The organism is Metabacillus rhizolycopersici (assembly GCF_020075705.1).
On record NZ_JAIQUM010000002.1, the window covers coordinates 156,735 to 174,683 of the forward strand.

The window sequence follows — 17,949 nt, forward strand, 5'->3', positions numbered from 1 at the left end:
AGTTTATCAAACATAACAAGGAGGTCAATCAAATGAAAAAAGCTATGGCATTCTTTTCAAATCTGTTAGTTGATTTTGATCAATCCATGGAAATCTATGGATCAAAACGCATTTTAACACTTGTAAAATAATCATTCGATTAAAAAAGGAGAAATCACAAATGAAAAAAATGACGAAATTATTGACGAAAATGCTAGTAGAATTTGATAAATCTATGGATAACTATGGATCTACCCGTCTTTCATCATTCAAAAAATAAGCTAAAATCTATGAAATGAACCTACGTTAGGATGATTTAAATTGAAGTTTGAACGTATTCATTATGAATCAAAAAACCTATTCTCAAAGGGTAAAATAAGAGAATAGGTTTTTTAATTTACCATAGCATTATCCATGCATTTTACGATTCTGTTCCTTCTTCCAAAGAGCTTCCTTTGAAGAATATCGTTTTTCTTTACTCCGACTCCAAACTACAACCAATAGAGTCGCCACTAATCCTAGGAACCCAACAAAGTAGAATCCGGCCTGAATACCAAAAGAAGAATTAAAGATTCCCGTAAAAAATGGACCGACAAAGATGCCAATGGCATATAGTGCTTGATAGGCACCCATTGCAGTTGCTCTTTTATCTTTTGCAATTTTTTCAATTGAGAGTCCTAATAATAACGGAAAAATGAGCCCAAGAAAAAATCCATTCAACCCTTGGACGACTAAAAACATACTTTTCGACCCAACAAACGGAATCAAAATCGTCGAAAGAGAAGAAAAAAGGAAGGCTAGCTTCAAGGACCTCCATTCTCCTAATCGAGGCACTAGAACACTCCCCATGAAAAGCGTTGCAATGGCGTGTGGAATCATAAACGCAAATACGATCCATGTTAATTGGCTAGGACTGAATCCAATTTCCAACGCATAGTTCGATGTAAAGCCAAACATCGTTGAAAAAATAATACTATGAGCCAATATGGATAATAAGGAAATTTTCAATAACGAAGGTTCTTTAATAACAACTACTAAGTCCTTTACCTTTAGCGGCTCCTTCGCAATTGCATCTTTACGCTCTGTAATAAAAAATGAAAGTATCAAACCGATGAGACTAAACACAACCCCGATCACAAAAGGCGCCTTCCAGCCCCACTCATCAACGATATAACCGCTAAAACTCATTCCTAAAAACTGCGCAAGCACGACGACGAAGGAAATGCTCCCCATCGCCTTATGAACTTCCTTATCATTGTAATAGGTCGGATACAAGACACTAAAAGCCACCCAAGAAGAAGCTGCAATACCCGCTAAAGAACGAGCTAACAGGATCATCCATAAATGATCTGTCATGAGATAAATCATACAGCTAAGGAAACTAGCAAACATCCCAAAAATAATAAATGGCTTCCTAAACTTCATTAGATCAGAAAAAATCCCAATCGGCAGTCGACATAAAAGCTGTACCAGCCCATAACTACTTAACACAATCCCAATGAAGGTATAGCGCCCGCCGATTGATTCCATATAGGGCGATAAAATAGGGACATAAATAAAATGCGGAAACCATAATAAAAAAGAGACCAGGATAAATAAATATTTCGATGACTGTTTTCTTTCCAAGTAATCACATCCATTTCAAACGATATTCCCAATTGAATGCTGTTTCTCGATATTTTAACGTATTCCGACAGAAGTCCTCTTCCTCAAGGAATGTGAAGGGCGTAGCCCAATGAGTAGGGAGGGGATGAATGTCGGTTGGTGTTAGCCAAAATGTTTATTTTCCAGAACACTTGTGCTATACTGAAGTCAAACATGCTCTTTGAAGACTGAAGATATGAGGTTTCGACAGGAAGAACGCTCTGTCGTGTAAAATCTTCAAGCCATCAAAGAACTAGCCAACGCGCTAATCTTTGTAGGGCAAGGTCGTGCCCGAATTTACGCCTGTGGAGACCATGTAAGACTTGTTAGATCATTCTGATAGCAATGGTCATTGAATCAGGAAGCCCCTTCTTCAACGAAGTAAGGAGGGGTCGTTCACTGAGTAGAAGCCGCTTAATCCCGTAGATCAAGCGGCTTGACATCAGCTTTTCTTAGCCTAAAATTCCTTTGATCGCGTCTAAGTCTTGTCCACCTAGCTCCACATCGACGGCTCTAACTGTGTCACGAATTTGTCCAGGATGTTTTCCGCCTGGAATCACGGCATCCACACCATCTCGCGCTAATAACCAAGCAAGGGCTAAATGGCTGATACTCGTTTGTTTAGAAGAAGCAAAGGCCTCTAATTTTTCTACCTTCGCAAGATTTTTCTCAAATTCCCCCTCTGCAAATAGAGGCACAGAATTCCGCCAGTCGTTCGCTGCTAACGTAAAATCTTGAGTATATTTACCGCCCAATAAACCGAAAGCAAGCGGACCAAATGGAATAAAGGAAATTTGATTTTCTACACAATATGGAAGCAACTCTTTTTCAACAGAACGGTTTAGCATACTATACTCTAACTGCAATGCATTAATATCACCATGCGCGTTCGCTTCCTTCACTTGATCGATGGTCATGTTGGAAATTCCAATTGAACGGATTTTTCCTTCTTCCTTCATTTTAGCTAATTCCGTAACGGCATCGCCAATCGGTGTTTTACCATCAGGATTATGAATATAGTACAAATCAATATAATCGGTTTGCAGTCTTTTCAAACTGTCTTCAAGTGATTGACGTAAAAAAGCTGGCTCATTGTTTAACACAACAGAACCATCCGAGAACCACTGATTAGCCCCTTTTGTGGCAAGAATGATTTGATCACGAGGCACTTCGCGTAATACTTCCCCCACTAATTCCTCTGAACGGCCTTTTCCATATATATTTGCCGTATCAATGAAGTTAATACCTTCTTCAATTGCTGCACGAACAAAGTTCTTGCCGTCTTCTTCGTTTAAACCTTCATATAAGTTATGACCGCCTACCGCATTCGTACCTAAGCCCATTTTCGAAATCTTAATATCCGTTTTTTTCAATGTCGTATATTTCATGAAAATAACCTCCTCGTACGCTATAAGACAAAATAGAGAGAGGATGCCCTCAAAACTGCTGACATCCTCATATTGTTACACTTTATTATTCGATTTAAATTCACGTATTTTCGCTTTAACAGTTTCTTTTACAGCTTCCTTACCAGGAGTAAGGATGGTACGAGCATCATAAACGTCCCTATCGTTTTCTAACGTATTACGTACAGCTGCTGCCCATGCCTGCAAGCATTCTGTATTCACGTTTATTTTTGCATGGCCGAGATCAATCGCTTTATGAAGTTGGTATAATGGGATACCTGAACCACCATGCAATACCAATGGAACGTCTGTTAACTCGGAGATTTCTTTCATCTCATCGAAACCTAATTTTGGCTCACCTTGGTATGGACCATGAACAGAGCCAAGAGCCGCCGCTAACGCATCAATGTCAGCTTCCTTAACGATTCGAACACACTCACTTGGATCTGCGTATTGAATTCCACCGATCAAGCCGTCTTCATTACCTCCAACAGTACCTACCTCTGCCTCAACAGAAACACCGTGAAGCTTTGCATAATTCACGACTTCTTTTGTCATCTCAATATTTTCATCAATTGGATGGTGTGAACCGTCAATCATAACAGATGTATATCCAGCATCAATTGCCTCTATACATCTTTCTACGCTACTCCCGTGATCTAAGTGAAGCGCAACAGGCACAGTGATGTTTTTGTCTTCAACAAGGCGGTTAATGACAGTTGAAATTAATTTAAAGCCCCCTAAATAGTCAACAAGACGATCAGATGAAGCCACAATAACAGGTGAGTTTTCTTCTTGCGCCGCTTCTAAAATCGCTTCCGCCCATTGGAAGCTGTTAATATTAAATTGACCAACAGCATACTTTTCCTCTTTCGCTCTGACCAACATTTCTTTCATCGTAACTAACTTCGATGACGTTGTTAACATGACCATATCCCCCCCTTTTTTTAAATTGGTCGTTAACTATGAATAATCTGCTTAAATCTGGCAGGAAAACAAGAGATGTTTCCTGCCAGGAATCATTTTTAAAACTTAATATTGTTTTGCACTTTCTAATTTTTGCATTCTAAATTCATGCGCTTTTTGAATGCTTTCTTTATTAGATACTTCCGCTACACCGACATTCCACCAGCTGTCATAGCCGTCTGTCATTGTTTTTGGCAGTACTTTAATATCAATTAAAGTAGAAACATCTTGTTTCTTCGCATCCTCTAAAGCTTCTTTCAATTGCTCGATGGTATTTACGCGGTATGTCTTCGCACCATAGCCTTCCGCAACTTTTGCATAATCAATATTTAAAATCTTATTGTCATGTGTTCTAAATTCACAGAAGTAGCTGCCACTACCGTGATCCATTTGCAAGTTATTGATACAACCAAAACCAGAGTTATCGAATAGAACAATATTGATTTTTTGGCCATATTGAATCGCTGTAATCAGTTCAGAGTGAAGCATTAAGAAACTACCATCTCCAACAAGAGAGTATACTTCCTTGTCAGGGTTAGCTAATTTAACACCTAATGCACCTGATACTTCATAGCCCATGCAAGAATAGCCGTACTCAACATTGTACGTATTTTGCACCGTTGGATTCCAAATACGTTGAACATCTCCTGGAAGAGAGCCTGCTGCAGTAATGATTGTGCTGTCTGGAGCAATCGTATCATTCACAGCAATTAAGGCTGTTGTTTGCGCCAATTCTGTATTTAATTCGTCAGCATATTCATTTAATATTTCTTGTGTGAAGTGGTTTTTAACTTCAGGATCGAACCCTTCACGTGAGAATTCCACTTTGCTTAAGCGGTCTCTTTCAGCATTCCATTCTGCTTTTAACTCAGAAATCGTTGTGCCGAACTCCGTTTCATAGCCCTCTAATAATGGTGCTAATTGCTCTAATGTTGTTTTCGCATCGGCTACCACTTGGAATGCATCCAGCTTGTAAGCTTGGAAACGACTTACGTTAATATTTAAAAACTTTGTTTGTTCAAAATTAAACGCTGTTTTGGAAGACGTCGCAAAATCTGTATACCTTGTACCAATTCCAATAACTAGGTCCGCTTGACGGGCTGCTTTATTGGCTGCTAATGTACCTGTGATTCCCATACCGCCTAAATTGTTTTTAAATGTACTTTCAACCGTTGCTTTTCCTGCTTGCGTTTCAACTAATGGAATATTATGCTTTTCAGATAGTTGAACTAAAATATCATACGCTTGTGAATATTTCGCTCCGCCTCCAACAAGAATCATTGGTTTTTTGCTGTTGCGAATGATCTCTGCTGCCCCTTTTAGTTCACGCTCTACTGGTGCTTTACGATCTAAATAATGAACTCTCTTTTCAAAGAATTTTTCATCATAATCGTAAGCTTCTCCTTCTACATCCTGTGCAATACAAATTGTTGCAGGACCGGCAATGGCTGGGTTTGTTAATACTTCGAATGCACGAATTAAGCTGGACATTAATTGTTCAGGTCGTGTAATACGATCCCAGTAACGAGATACCGGCTTTAACGCATCATTTGTTGTCACAGCTAAGCTATGCTCCTGTTCTACTTGTTGTAAAACAGGATCAGGCTGTCTTGTTGCAAATGTATCACCTGGCAATAATAATACCGGAATGTTATTCGCTAACGCTGTTCCTGCAGCCGCTGCCAGATTGGCTGAACCAGGTCCAACCGAAGTGGTCACAGCATAGATTTTTTGACGTAGCATTTGCTTGCTGTAAGCAATTGCGGCATGTGCCATCCCTTGCTCATTTTTACCTTGAATAACTTTTAAATGACCTGAATATTGTTCAAGCGCCTGCCCGATTCCTAAGACATTCCCATGACCGAAGACATTGAAGATTCCTTCAACAAATGGGAATTCCTCTCCATCTACATGGATATATTGTTGATTTAAAAATTTAATTAATGCTTGTGCTGTCGTTAATCTAATTTTCCCCATGAAAATTCACCTCTTACTGATTTGTAACGGCTTCTCTTTCTGCAATCAACTGTTCAATTTCTTTTACAGTTGGCATCGCTTCAGAAGAGCTGTGTTTGCTAACAACGATCGCGGCAGAAGCACTGCCATATTTTAGTGCTGTTTCAATATCTTTACCATTTAATAATGCATAAAGGAAAGCAGATGCATAAGAGTCGCCGGCACCAAATGTTTTTAATACCTTCGTTAAGTATGCGTTGCCACGGAATACGTCGCCAGATTTCGCATATGCGTAAGATCCTTCAACACCATGCTTAATGACGATTAATTTTGGAGAATGCTGGAACAATGCGTTTACGGTTTCGTCATTATTTCCGTTTTCGATATTTTCCATCACATCAAATTCATCACGAGTTCCAATGACAACATCTGCATTTTGAGCAACTAGTGTATAATAAATAGAAGTTTCTTCAGGTGAAGCCCAAGTATATCCGCGATAATCTAATTCAAAGAATACTTGAACATCATTTTTCTTCGCTAATTGAACAGCTTTTAATACCGCTTCACGAGATGGGCTTTTTGCTAATGCTGTGCCTGATACAAGAAGAATTTTAGCTTTTTTAATATACTCTTCACTTACTTCAGATGCGTCTAAGTAAAGATCCGCTACTTCATCACGGTACATTAAAATGCTGCATTCTTCAGGGCTTTTGATTTCTGTAAAAGTTAAGCCTGTTTTGTGCCCTTCTTTGTCCACTACCATATGTGATGTATCCACACCAACACCTGTCATGTATTGTTCAATAAAACGGCCGTGTTGGTCATCCGCTAATTTTCCAATGAATCCTGCTTTTAAGCCTAATTTAGAAGTTCCAATTGCAATATTCGCTGGAGATCCACCCACATATTTTTTAAATGTCATCGTTTCTTCCATCGGGCGGTTGTATTCGACTGCATTTAAGTCGATACATGCTCTACCGATCGCAATGATATCAAGTTCTCTGTCTGTATCAAATTCCAGTTTCATGGAAAACACTCCTTATTGTTTAATAATCAAAGAAAATAGTATGTTTTAACTTAAAGAATGGTCGAGCTTCACTTTTGTTATTTACGCTCTAAAATCCATTCATGAGCAGGTTCATTGTGGAATTTCCAAATACGTGTTGGTCCAGCCATGACATTTAAGTAATAAGATTCATATCCGTCTGGAACAGCTACTGGGTGATATCCTGCAGGTACTAACACAACATCTCCATTTTCAACTGTCATCGTTTCATCAATGGAACGATCATCTGTGTACACACGTTGGAATACAAAGCCTTGTCTTGGGTTCATTTCATGGTAATACGATTCTTCTAAGAATGATTCATGTGGTAAGTTATCTTGATCATGTTTATGTGGAGGATAACTAGACCAGTTTCCGCTTTCTGTAAACACTTCAACTACTAGTAAACTATTTGCAGATGGATCAGAATCCGGTAAAATGTTGTGTACGAGACGTTTGTTGCTATATTTACCGCGATTTTCGATGCCGTTATCTTCTGCTTTGATTAATTTGGTAGGTAATTGTTGATACGATTGAGAGTAACAAAGTGCGACACGCGCTTGACTTACTGCCTCTACTACAAATTTCCGCTCATTGGATACATACACACTGTCTGTTGGTATCTTTTCAAACACACTTTCTCTTGTACCAATGTTTTCAAATGTTACTTCTTGATCTGAAACCGTGATTTTACCAGTTAAGGCAACAATGCAGCATTCTACCTTTCCTAGTTCTTCTGTATATGTAGCACCAGGAGTTAAATCAACTACTTTAAATCCAACATATTCCAACGGTGAATTTTCAGAAGTTACGTCGTGAACGAGCGTGACGCCTGATGATATTTCAGTTGTATTTGGTTTACAGAGTAATTTACTCACCGTGTAATCTCCTCCTATTATTAAAAATCAGTTTAGTATGAGAATCGCTATTATCCTACTAAACCCGTAGGATAATAGCAGAAATTTACAATCTTATTCAAAAGTTGGTGCTTTATAGTTAGCTGTAACTACTTTTTTACGAGTATAGAATTCAACTCCATCTTTACCGTTAGCAGGTAATGTACCGTAGAATGAAGATTTCCATCCAGAGAATGGGAAGAATGCCATTGGTGCTGGAACACCTAAGTTAACTCCTAACATACCTGCATCGATATTCTCGCGGAAGTAACGGATAGAAGAAGCATTCGGTGTATAGATGCATGCACCATTTGCAAATTCTGATTTATTAGTTGTTTCAACGGCCTCTTTTAAGTTTTTAACACGAATGATTGATAATACTGGAGCAAAAATTTCATCTTTCCAAATGACCATATCAGTTGTTACTTCATCAAAAATAGTTGGTCCAACAAAGTATCCATCTTCTGGTGCCGTTTCACGACCATCACATACTAATTTAGCGCCTTCTTCAATTCCTTTTTGAATGTAGCCTAAAATACGCTGTTGGTTTTGTTCTCGAATCACAGGACCTAAAAATACACCTTCTTCAAGTCCGTTACCAATTTTCAAGTCCTTTGCCTTAGCAATTAATGATTCTAAAAACTCATCTGCAATTCCTTCTTCAACTGCTACAACCGAACATGCCATACAACGTTCACCCGCAGATCCGAATGCTGAAGCAATTACATTCGTTGTAGCAAGTTCTAGGTCGGCATCATTTAATACGATTGAATGGTTTTTAGCCCCTGTTAATGCTTGAACACGTTTTAAGTTTTCACTTCCACGTTTGTAGACATATTCACCAACTGGTTGTGATCCAACGAAGGAAATGGCTTTTACTGCTGGGTGATCTAAGATCCCATTAACAACGTCATGTGCACCATGTACTACGTTAAACACACCTGCAGGTAAACCAGCTTCCTCTAATAGTTGGGCTAATTTTTCAGCTAATAGAGGTGTTCTTTCAGATGGCTTAAGAACAAATGTATTACCTACTGCAATAGCCATCGGGAACATCCAGCAAGGTACCATCATCGGGAAGTTAAATGGTGTAATTCCTCCAATAACCCCGATTGGATAACGATAATTTGTCACTTCTACATCTTTCGCGATAGTTGATAATGAATCCCCCATCATTAAAGTAGGTGCACCTGCAGCAAATTCAACATTCTCAATACCTCGACCAACTTCACCTAATGCTTCAGGAAGGTTTTTACCATTTTCAATTGTTATAATACGAGCTAACTCACTGCTATTTTTTTGTAATAATTGCTGAAATTTGAATAAAATTCTTGCGCGTTTTTGAACAGGAACTTGTTTCCAATCTTCAAATGCTTTTGCTGCTACTTCTACTGCATAATCAAGATCTTCTTTTGTTGAAATTGGAACTTGAGCAATTACTTCTTTCGTTGCAGGGTTGTACACATCTTCATATTGTGTTGTTTTACTTTCTACCCATTCACCATTTATGTAGTTTTTAATTTTTCTTACGCCTACTAATGTTTCTGCCATCAGATTTCTTCCTCCTTATTGGTATTCCATCATAATGTTTTGATAAAAATCGATTGAAATCGTTTTCGGTATACTATCATTCTGATAACCTATTAGATTCAAACCTTCATTTTGATCGGAACTTGAATTCTTTATCATATTTTGATTAACTTTTGGTTATCTTTGATTACATCTTAATACTAAAAACGCTTTCAGTCAACCACTTTTCAAAAAATATTTATTCAAAAAATGTAAATTGTATAAAATTCGGTGATATCATTGAAAAACTATTGAAAACGATTTCATTTGTATGTAACACAAGTAACCTTACCCCCACATGATTCTCTTACAATCAGTTCATCCTGAAGAACAAACTTTTTCTTACTCAACAGTACACCATTGATTAATTTGATTAGTAGATCCATAGCTTGTTCCCCGATTTCATACTTTGGTTGTTGAATTGTGGTGATGCCTGGTTCAAAAACAGCGGAGATCTCCAGGTTATCAAATCCAACCACTGCGATATCATCAGGTACTTTCATGCCATAATCCTTAATCGCCTTAATGGCACCCATCGCCATTTCATCATTAAACGTAAAAACAGCCGTTGGTAGCTCTTCTAAAGCTAGTAATTTAATCATTTGGTTATAACCGGACTTTAATCCATAATTTCCTTCTTGGATATAAGCAGGGGGTATCGTTAATTCATGAATCATCATGGCCTGTTGAAAGCCACGTAACCGGTCCCGACTTAGAACCACATCCATCGGGCCTGTAATATGGGCAATTCTAATATGACCAAGTTGTATGAGATGTTCGGTCATTTTCCTAGCACTGCTGACATTGTCAATCGATACCGTTGGCACCTCTAACCCGTCCAAATATTCGCAGGCGAGCACCATCGGAAATTGCGCAGAAATTTGCTGCAAGTTGGAAATGTCTAATCGAGCAGTAAGTAGAATAATGCCATCCACTTGTTTCTGAAATAAGAAATCGATAAATTGCCGCTCCTTATCGAGATTATTCCCCGTGTCTCCGAGAAGAACTTTATACCCGTAATATGATGCCGTATATTCAATCCCTCTTAGGACTTGCGAAAAAAAGGGATCTCGAATATCAGGAATGACGACGAGTATGGTTTTCGTTTTCCGTGTTCTGAACTGACTAGCAATCATATGGGGTTGATAATTTAATTCTTTAATCACAACTAAAACTTTTTCACGCGTTTCCTTACTCACGAGATTAGGGTGCCGAATAACTCTGGATACGGTCGCTGGGGACACATTCGCTAATTTAGCAACATCCCTCATTTTCATCTCATTAATCTAACCTCCTTTACTGAAGTCGGCTTTCTATTACATTCCAACTTAATCACAAGTCAGTAAAGCTAGTTTACTCCTAGAAAATAGATTTCTGATATCATAATTTTCCTAGTAAAAATTGAGCTTCACCAAAACCAAAACTCCAGTCAGAGGCCCCATTTGTTACGATGGAAACCATAATATCATTTGGTTCGATCCCGCAGCTTTCTCCTAACTCTTTTACTAGTAATCTGTAGAAGTCTTTCTTTTGTTGATCACTTCGTTGAGTACTCGTTACACTGATGATGACAACATTTTTGCTACGCTCAAACCCTAATCCAGTATCTTCTATTATTAATTCATGTGCAGGATGCTGGGTAACTATTTGATAACGATCTCTCTCAGGAACACCAAACGCTTGAACAACCGCTCGATGTGCAGCATCTAATAAATTTCGTAAAGTCTTTTCATCTCTTCCTTCAATAAGGTCGAATCTGATTAATGGCATTTTAACTCCCCCTATACTTAGTATTGTACTAATCTGCTAATCATAATAATGTCATTTTGATTACATTTTGATTATATCTTGATTAACTATGGATCTATCATAATATTATTCTTAGTTACTGTCAATAGATCAAGTAGTAAGAACATTTCTGCTTGTCAGCAGATTTTGTATGTCCTTATAGAACTGTTCTACCGCTTCTTACGTATACAACCATCCTAGTTCATCATTTATAACATATATAACTAATCTCTTTTATGAACTTGTAAATAAAGGGAGATTAAGGAGTTTTTTATTTTGATTGAATGCATATTCAGTCAAATGTTTAACGAAACAGATGAAAGCGTCAATAAAAAAGTCAGTGCCGCGTTTGAATACAATTTAATTCCAATTATTTGTTGCGGGGAAACATTAGAGCAGCGCGAACACGAACAAACTTATAACATTGTTGATAATCAAATTAAACAAGCGCTAAATAGTCTGTCTGAAGAGCAAGCGAAACAAACCGTTATTGCCTATGAACCTATTTGGGCTATTGGAACAGGAAAGTCTTCTTCTGCAAAAAAGGCCAATCTAGTGTGTGCTCATATTCTCTGTAATTGCTTCACAATTGTCAAAAGAGGCAGCAGCTTCTGTACGTATTCAATATGGTGGAAGCGTCAAACCTGAAAATATAGCGGAATTCATGGCTGAACCCTGATATTGATAGTGCTCTTGTAGAAGGAGCAAACCTCAATCCAGAAGACTTTATTCAACTATTAGAGGCGGGAATTAGTGAGATTACTTATAATTAATGGTATTTATGGCTCTTTTGATTAATTGAATTCCCTATTAAACTTAGGTAACAATATCATATGTTTAGATAAATATAAAAAGGACTGGAATCTCCAGTCCTTTTTAGTTACTCTTCTTTAATAAAAAATACATAGAACAATAAAATCTTTGGGCTTAATTTTTCTATTTCTTTTTTTAAAACGATGCTGATAACTCCCATAGCTAAAGCAATGAGGTTCTAGGATAATAGTACACTTCTTAACAGTATCCTTATCTTCTACATGGAAAGAGTTTCTACTGAAACACTAGTGTACGTTCTCTTAGAACATGAACGGACGTATTGCGTATAGCAAGGCACTTTGTTCTACAAGCCTAAAAAGACACTCTCGATATGCTTATCGTTCCGCATAGGACGTAGTCATGACGATTGTTAATAAGAATATTTCACCACATTGTTTTTTAAAAATGAGATGCTACTTTTGTGGTTGCTTCAGCAACAGTTTTTACCTAGTTGTTGGCTAGAAAGACTTTTCCCATGAAATGGACCATTTGTTGAAAAGTACAAAACTTCTATTAATATCACCCATTATAGTTTTATTTTTGACGCTAAGTTATGACACCTTTCAATACCTTGATAATTCAGTACTTTAAAAACAGTGTCAAAACTCTTAAAAAATGAATATCCATATATTTAAGTCAATCATAGTCATTTACTATTCATCAACACTTACATTTCCAACCCGTTTTTCCTTCAATTCATCTTCCGGCGACTTTTTATTTTTAATGAAAAAGGAAATAATTACGCCTACTAACGAAAGAATCGTGATTACAATAAAAGCAACATTAGCCCCATACATATCCGGATTGGCGATTTCAGGCCGTTGTTGGGCGGTTTCTGCTGAAGTAGTCATCACAGTGACAAGAATAGCAGTACCAACCGAAGCTGCGATCATTTTCATCGTATTGTCCATGGCTGCTCCATGAGCAATCAATCGTTTTGGTAGCTTGTTTAACCCTGCCGTCGCAACTGGCATCATCACCATCGAAAGACCAAACATCCGAATCCCATACATAATTGTGATGAAGGTAAAGGATGTAGAGGGGCCCAGATTTGATAACGCTAACGAAGACACTGTTATAATAGATAGGCCAATTAACGCTAACCACCTTGCACCGACTTTATCGAAAATCCTTCCTGTAATAGGTGACATCAAGCCAGTAATAAGCGCTCCAGGTAATAGAGCCAAACCTGCTTCAAACGCTGTAAATTCCCTCATATTTTGCATAAATAGAGGAATGATTGTTTCCGATCCGATTAACCCCATAAAGGTAATCATTCCAATGATCACGGTTAATGGAAAAACCGAATTCTTAAATACTCTGAACTCAAGCATTGGATGTTCCAAGCGCAATTGCCTTGTAATAAACAACACAAGTGCTAGCGCTCCTACTCCGAGCCAGATGAGCGTACTTAAGGCTAACCAGCCGGAATTGCCAGCGCTAGTAAATCCATAAAGTAATCCTCCAAATCCAGTTGAAGATAAAATAATCGACAGGACATCGACTTTCGGTTTAGTTACCTCTGTCACATTTTTCATCGCAAAAAATGCAATCACGATATCAATAAGGGCAATTGGCAAAATGATAAAAAATAAGAGCCTCCAAGAATAATGAGAGGTTACCCATCCTGATAAGGCTGGACCAATCGCTGGCGCAAAGGACATAACTAGACCAACTAATCCCATTGCTGCACCGCGCTTATTAACAGGAAAAATCATCAAAAATACTGTTTGCATGAGAGGAAGCATAACTCCAGCTCCACTTGATTGGATCACTCTACCGAGTAATAGCATTTCAAAGTTAGGAGCAAAACCCGCGACTAAAGTTCCGAAGGCAAAAATACTCATCGCAGATATAAAGAGCTGCCTCGTTGAAAAGCGCTCCAATAAAAAGGCACTGATAGGAATCATAATCCCATTCACAAGCATAAAAACAGTCGTTAGCCACTGTGCACTGTTCGCCGTAACATTCATTTCCTTCATAATCGGCGGTATGGCTGTAATCATAAGTGTTTGATTCAATATAGCAATAAAAGCTCCTGCAAGTAGAAGTCCTACAATTGTAGACTTCTTATAGCCTGGTGTTTCCATTCTACCTATTCCTCATTTCTTTTCTATATCAGTCTCAGAATATGATCCCAACAAGGTAATATTTTCATACAGTAACCCTTATTACATATAGGATTCTGTCAATATAAATATCGTTGCAACACATCCTTTTACAGAGTACACGATTTTACATTAATAATCTATCTATTGAGCTCGAAGTGTTTTACATTTTAAATTTTTATATTTTACATAAAAAAAGGGACTCACAAATTGTAAGTTCCCTTGATTTTTTATTTAGTTCCTCCCTTTTCGATACTAGTATTCGAGGGCGAACCGACACTCCTCACAAACATGATGTTGATACTACAGACTTTATTAATTATTTTTTAGCTTTGCTTCAAACAAATCTATGATTTCAATAAATCTTTCTGCTTCTCTAAATGTATGATCAGCTAGAAGAGGATGAATATTGCTCTTAATACGGCATGCTTCTATTAACTCTCTAGCTGTTTTCTTAAAGTCCCTTAACGAAACAACGGAAACTTTATTTTGATCTAAAAATTGGTCTAGTAAAGGCCGAGTTTCAGACTGCGGTCGCATTGAGTCTAGGTCGATTGCCTGGAATACAAGCTGGTCAAAGTCATGACTAAACTCTCTAGCCTGTTCTACTAATTTACGTTCCGATGGATCCAAAAGGTGCCCAATAAACTTTGCATGATCTGCCATGATTTTAAGGAAGAAAACATTTTCTCCAATAATAGCTTCGGGAAGGGGTGTTAATTTCCCTTCATTAAGTTCTTTTAATCGATTAGCGAAGTAAGCTGCTTCTCTGCTAATATGATCAACCAACAAAGGGTAATTATTTGATCGAATTTCGCAACGTAGAGTTAATCCTAATACTTTCCTTTTATAACTCCAAATGGATGCAGCTGCTTGATAAACTTGATTATTAAACGATTGGATTTGTTGAGGGTCAGAATTAACTGTAAACTTACTCAATTGTTCCTCTATTCTCTCAAAAACGGTTATAAACTGCTGTGCTTCCTCAATCAATTGTTTCTGATCATGTGTAAAGCCTAAACTTAGGAATAATGCATGCTCTTTCATAATCCTTGACCAAAACTGAATTTCATCTAAGGACCTCGCAACAAATTGGTTTGCCATGAAACCTCCACCTTTGTTAGTTTTATATGTATTATAAAATTGATCAAAACATTAATTTTTAGTAAACCATGCCCATAATTTATATCTATGACAATTTCGTAGTTATTATCACAACTCCTTTACATACGGCTTAAATCAATTCTTTCAACATCTGAAAATATAGATGTTGAAAGAATTCTTATTGACACAGCAAGTGAATCAGAATTTAAATCTAATGTGCCTATAACTCCCATATAGATTAATAAAAGCCGAAGCAAATAACGTTGTTTTATTTTTAGTTCATCCTCTCTTTATGACATTCACCTTTTTGAACTCATCGTACATGATCTTCAACCATTATTCGTAGTAAATCTGGAGTTTTTCAGAAAATAGAAAAAGACTTCGTATAATTAAATACGAAGTCTCTTATGCTTGATACCTGAGGCCGGACTTGAACCGGCACGCCCGCAAAGGCAGTGGATTTTGAGTCCACCGTGTCTGCCATTCCACCACTCAGGCAAAACTATAAAGTTTAGTGTTAGTGAATTTAGTCGTTCTATACTCTTTTAAAGCATATATATCTGTCAATTCCCTCACACTAATAAATAAGTAAAATGGTGCCGAGGACCGGAATCGAACCGGTACGGTAGTCACCTACCGCAGGATTTTAAGTCCTGTGCGTCTGCCAGTTCCGCCACCCCGGCAAGGGTGTAAAATTAATTGGAGGCGGCAACCGGATTTGAACCGGTGATAAAGGTTTTGCAGACCTCTGCCTTACCACTTGGCTATGCCGCCATTCATTAAATTGGAGCGGAAGACGGGATTCGAACCCGCGACCCCCACCTTGGCAAGGTGGTGTTCTACCACTGAACTACTTCCGCGTCTAACTTATATACTCTAGCCTATGCAAGATAGACGGAAATGTGATATAAAATATGGCTGGGCTAGCTGGATTTGAACCAACGCATGTCGCAGTCAAAGTGCGATGCCTTACCGCTTGGCTATAGCCCATTAATTTTTTTGAAAAATAAATGGGGCGACTGATGGGAATCGAACCCACGAATGCCTGAACCACAATCAGGTGCGTTAACCACTTCGCCACAATCGCCATTATTCATTAAATTGGCAGGGGCAGTAGGAATCGAACCCACATCAAAGGTTTTGGAGACCTCTATTCTACCGTTAAACTATGCCCCTATTAAAATGGTGGAGGGGGGCAGATTCGAACTGCCGAACCCGAAGGAGCGGATTTACAGTCCGCCGCGTTTAGCCACTTCGCTACCCCTCCATATATGTGAAACAGTGCCGGCGAGAGGACTTGAACCCCCAACCTACTGATTACAAGTCAGTTGCTCTACCAATTGAGCTACACCGGCGTATTTATTAATATAATTATTTTCCATAATAAAAGGTGGCTCAGGACGGAATCGAACCGCCGACACATGGATTTTCAGTCCATTGCTCTACCAACTGAGCTACTGAGCCATTTAGTTTACGGCTTCCACTAAACTTCGAATCTCTGCGTCAGCTCTTTCGTTCACATCCTCACGTATTGACATACGCTCCGGTGTTCACTCAATCGCTTCCTTGATCTTCTCGTTTATTGAAACCCTTTTCCTTGAGATAAGTAAATAATAGACTTATCGTAATAAGAATGGCGGTCCGGACGGGACTCGAACCCGCGACCTCCTGCGTGACAGGCAGGCATTCTAACCAACTGAACTACCGGACCATTTTTTGGTTGCGGGGACAGGATTTGAACCTGCGACCTTCGGGTTATGAGCCCGACGAGCTACCGAACTGCTCCACCCCGCGATAATAATAATTCATGTAAATTTCATGGTGGAGGATGACGGGATCGAACCGCCGACCCTCTGCTTGTAAGGCAGATGCTCTCCCAGCTGAGCTAATCCTCCGAATATATGGTGACCCGTACGGGATTCGAACCCGTGTTACCGCCGTGAAAGGGCGGTGTCTTAACCGCTTGACCAACGGGCCATTTTAAAAATATAAATAGTGGCGGAGAGCAAGGGATTTGAACCCTTGAGACAGTTTTCACCGCCTACACGATTTCCAATCGTGCTCCTTCGGCCACTCGGACAGCTCTCCAAAATGGCTCCGCAGGTAGGACTCGAACCTACGACCGATCGGTTAACAGCCGATAGCTCTACCACTGAGCTACTGCGGAACAATATAACAGCCTGGCGACGTCCTACTCTCACAGGGGGAAACCCCCAACTACCATCGGCGCTGAAGAGCTTAACTTCCGTGTTCGGCATGGGAACGGGTGTGACCTCTTCGCCATCGCCACCAGACATTTGCGACATAGATTATTATACTATATCACGAAAATATTTCAAGCTTTTTTTATAAAAGCTTTTATATTCCTTCAAAACTAGATAACGATTCACAATTCAATTCACTGAAGTTTACGCTTTTTACTCTGTCCAGCTACAGAAGCCAAATCTTACGGTAATTTGACACTCTCCTGCGAAGTCAAAGAACGACTTCTTCTCGAGTGCTCCAATTCCCTACAGATAAAAGCTAAGCTTCTTCCGCTTTTCTATTAGGTTAAGTCCTCGATCGATTAGTATCAGTCAGCTCCACACGTCACCGCGCTTCCACCTCTGACCTATCAACCTGATCATCTTTCAGGGATCTTACTAGCTTACGCTATGGGAAATCTCATCTCGAGG

11 protein-coding genes, 16 tRNA genes, 2 rRNA genes and 1 pseudogene are annotated in these 17,949 nt (G+C 38.8%); 1 reads left to right on the top strand and 29 read right to left on the bottom strand.

Going from position 1 to position 17,949, the window contains the following annotated elements:
• Positions 1–387 precede the first annotated feature (387 nt).
• From K9V48_RS01795 to K9V48_RS01835, 9 genes are all read right to left on the bottom strand, one after another.
• Positions 388–1,605: an MFS transporter gene (locus K9V48_RS01795; protein ID WP_224136399.1), complete on the bottom strand. Its 1,218-nt coding sequence runs from the start codon at positions 1,603–1,605 to the stop codon at positions 388–390.
• 470 nt (positions 1,606–2,075) lie between these two features.
• On the bottom strand, positions 2,076–3,011 hold the full coding sequence (locus K9V48_RS01800) for an aldo/keto reductase (RefSeq protein WP_224136401.1): 936 nt from the start codon (positions 3,009–3,011) through the stop codon (positions 2,076–2,078).
• A 75-nt stretch (positions 3,012–3,086) separates the two neighbouring features.
• A complete protein-coding gene (gene fba, locus K9V48_RS01805) occupies positions 3,087–3,956 on the bottom strand; it encodes a class II fructose-1,6-bisphosphate aldolase (protein ID WP_224136403.1) in 870 nt (289 codons plus the stop codon).
• Positions 3,957–4,061: 105 nt separating this feature from the next.
• The gene (iolD, locus tag K9V48_RS01810; protein ID WP_224136405.1) at positions 4,062–5,972 is read right to left on the bottom strand and encodes a 3D-(3,5/4)-trihydroxycyclohexane-1,2-dione acylhydrolase (decyclizing); all 1,911 of its coding nucleotides are present in this window, start codon (positions 5,970–5,972) and stop codon (positions 4,062–4,064) included.
• 13 nt (positions 5,973–5,985) lie between these two features.
• Positions 5,986–6,978, bottom strand: a complete 993-nt coding sequence (gene iolC / locus K9V48_RS01815; RefSeq protein WP_224136407.1) for a 5-dehydro-2-deoxygluconokinase — start codon at positions 6,976–6,978, stop codon at positions 5,986–5,988.
• A gap of 77 nt (positions 6,979–7,055) precedes the next feature.
• Positions 7,056–7,874, bottom strand: a complete 819-nt coding sequence (gene iolB, locus K9V48_RS01820; protein WP_224136409.1) for a 5-deoxy-glucuronate isomerase — start codon at positions 7,872–7,874, stop codon at positions 7,056–7,058.
• Positions 7,875–7,967: 93 nt separating this feature from the next.
• Positions 7,968–9,443, bottom strand: coding sequence for a CoA-acylating methylmalonate-semialdehyde dehydrogenase (locus tag K9V48_RS01825; protein WP_224136411.1), 1,476 nt, complete (start codon positions 9,441–9,443; stop codon positions 7,968–7,970).
• Positions 9,444–9,724: 281 nt separating this feature from the next.
• A complete protein-coding gene (locus tag K9V48_RS01830) occupies positions 9,725–10,738 on the bottom strand; it encodes a LacI family DNA-binding transcriptional regulator (RefSeq protein ID WP_224136413.1) in 1,014 nt (337 codons plus the stop codon).
• 103 nt (positions 10,739–10,841) lie between these two features.
• Entirely contained in the window at positions 10,842–11,231 is a 390-nt protein-coding gene (locus tag K9V48_RS01835; RefSeq protein WP_224136415.1) for a tautomerase family protein, read from the bottom strand.
• Positions 11,232–11,546: 315 nt separating this feature from the next.
• Here K9V48_RS01835 and K9V48_RS01840 point away from each other — a divergent pair.
• Positions 11,547–12,022 (top strand): annotated as a pseudogene (locus K9V48_RS01840) (triose-phosphate isomerase family protein); the annotation flags it as partial.
• A gap of 693 nt (positions 12,023–12,715) precedes the next feature.
• On the opposite strand, the gene K9V48_RS01845 reads toward K9V48_RS01840, so the two are convergent.
• The 20 genes from K9V48_RS01845 to K9V48_RS01940 all read right to left on the bottom strand — a co-directional run.
• Positions 12,716–14,152: a DHA2 family efflux MFS transporter permease subunit gene (locus K9V48_RS01845; RefSeq protein WP_224136417.1), complete on the bottom strand. Its 1,437-nt coding sequence runs from the start codon at positions 14,150–14,152 to the stop codon at positions 12,716–12,718.
• Between the two features lie 333 nt (positions 14,153–14,485).
• Positions 14,486–15,274 (bottom strand): DUF2935 domain-containing protein, encoded by a 789-nt coding sequence (locus K9V48_RS01850; RefSeq protein ID WP_224136419.1) that lies wholly within the window; start codon positions 15,272–15,274, stop codon positions 14,486–14,488.
• Between the two features lie 415 nt (positions 15,275–15,689).
• Positions 15,690–15,772, bottom strand: a tRNA-Leu gene (locus K9V48_RS01855).
• A gap of 96 nt (positions 15,773–15,868) precedes the next feature.
• A tRNA-Leu gene (locus K9V48_RS01860) sits at positions 15,869–15,957 on the bottom strand.
• A 17-nt stretch (positions 15,958–15,974) separates the two neighbouring features.
• Positions 15,975–16,048: transfer RNA gene (locus K9V48_RS01865), tRNA-Cys, on the bottom strand.
• A gap of 11 nt (positions 16,049–16,059) precedes the next feature.
• Positions 16,060–16,134, bottom strand: a tRNA-Gly gene (locus tag K9V48_RS01870).
• Positions 16,135–16,189: 55 nt separating this feature from the next.
• Positions 16,190–16,264 (bottom strand) — tRNA-Gln (locus K9V48_RS01875).
• A 21-nt stretch (positions 16,265–16,285) separates the two neighbouring features.
• A tRNA-His gene (locus tag K9V48_RS01880) sits at positions 16,286–16,361 on the bottom strand.
• Between the two features lie 15 nt (positions 16,362–16,376).
• Positions 16,377–16,450, bottom strand: a tRNA-Trp gene (locus K9V48_RS01885).
• Positions 16,451–16,457: 7 nt separating this feature from the next.
• Positions 16,458–16,541 (bottom strand) — tRNA-Tyr (locus K9V48_RS01890).
• A gap of 15 nt (positions 16,542–16,556) precedes the next feature.
• A tRNA-Thr gene (locus K9V48_RS01895) sits at positions 16,557–16,629 on the bottom strand.
• 36 nt (positions 16,630–16,665) lie between these two features.
• A tRNA-Phe gene (locus K9V48_RS01900) sits at positions 16,666–16,738 on the bottom strand.
• A gap of 170 nt (positions 16,739–16,908) precedes the next feature.
• Positions 16,909–16,985, bottom strand: a tRNA-Asp gene (locus tag K9V48_RS01905).
• 6 nt (positions 16,986–16,991) lie between these two features.
• Positions 16,992–17,068: transfer RNA gene (locus K9V48_RS01910), tRNA-Met, on the bottom strand.
• A 25-nt stretch (positions 17,069–17,093) separates the two neighbouring features.
• Positions 17,094–17,169: transfer RNA gene (locus K9V48_RS01915), tRNA-Val, on the bottom strand.
• Between the two features lie 7 nt (positions 17,170–17,176).
• Positions 17,177–17,251 (bottom strand) — tRNA-Glu (locus K9V48_RS01920).
• A gap of 19 nt (positions 17,252–17,270) precedes the next feature.
• Positions 17,271–17,362, bottom strand: a tRNA-Ser gene (locus K9V48_RS01925).
• 4 nt (positions 17,363–17,366) lie between these two features.
• Positions 17,367–17,441 (bottom strand) — tRNA-Asn (locus K9V48_RS01930).
• 11 nt (positions 17,442–17,452) lie between these two features.
• Positions 17,453–17,568, bottom strand: a 5S ribosomal RNA gene (gene rrf, locus K9V48_RS01935).
• A gap of 252 nt (positions 17,569–17,820) precedes the next feature.
• A 23S ribosomal RNA gene (locus K9V48_RS01940) occupies positions 17,821–17,949 on the bottom strand; the annotation flags it as partial.

Bases quoted from the DNA above. Each gene is read 5' to 3' on its own strand.
- K9V48_RS01800 (WP_224136401.1), bottom strand. From the start codon at position 3,011: ATGAAATATACGACATTGAAAAAAACGGATATTAAGATTTCGAAAATG.
- fba (WP_224136403.1), bottom strand. From the start codon at position 3,956: ATGTTAACAACGTCATCGAAGTTAGTTACGATGAAAGAAATGTTGGTC.
- iolD (WP_224136405.1), bottom strand. From the start codon at position 5,972: ATGGGGAAAATTAGATTAACGACAGCACAAGCATTAATTAAATTTTTA.
- iolC (WP_224136407.1), bottom strand. From the start codon at position 6,978: ATGAAACTGGAATTTGATACAGACAGAGAACTTGATATCATTGCGATC.
- K9V48_RS01825 (WP_224136411.1), bottom strand. From the start codon at position 9,443: ATGGCAGAAACATTAGTAGGCGTAAGAAAAATTAAAAACTACATAAAT.
- K9V48_RS01830 (WP_224136413.1), bottom strand. From the start codon at position 10,738: ATGAAAATGAGGGATGTTGCTAAATTAGCGAATGTGTCCCCAGCGACC.
- K9V48_RS01835 (WP_224136415.1), bottom strand. From the start codon at position 11,231: ATGCCATTAATCAGATTCGACCTTATTGAAGGAAGAGATGAAAAGACT.
- K9V48_RS01845 (WP_224136417.1), bottom strand. From the start codon at position 14,152: ATGGAAACACCAGGCTATAAGAAGTCTACAATTGTAGGACTTCTACTT.
- K9V48_RS01850 (WP_224136419.1), bottom strand. From the start codon at position 15,274: ATGGCAAACCAATTTGTTGCGAGGTCCTTAGATGAAATTCAGTTTTGG.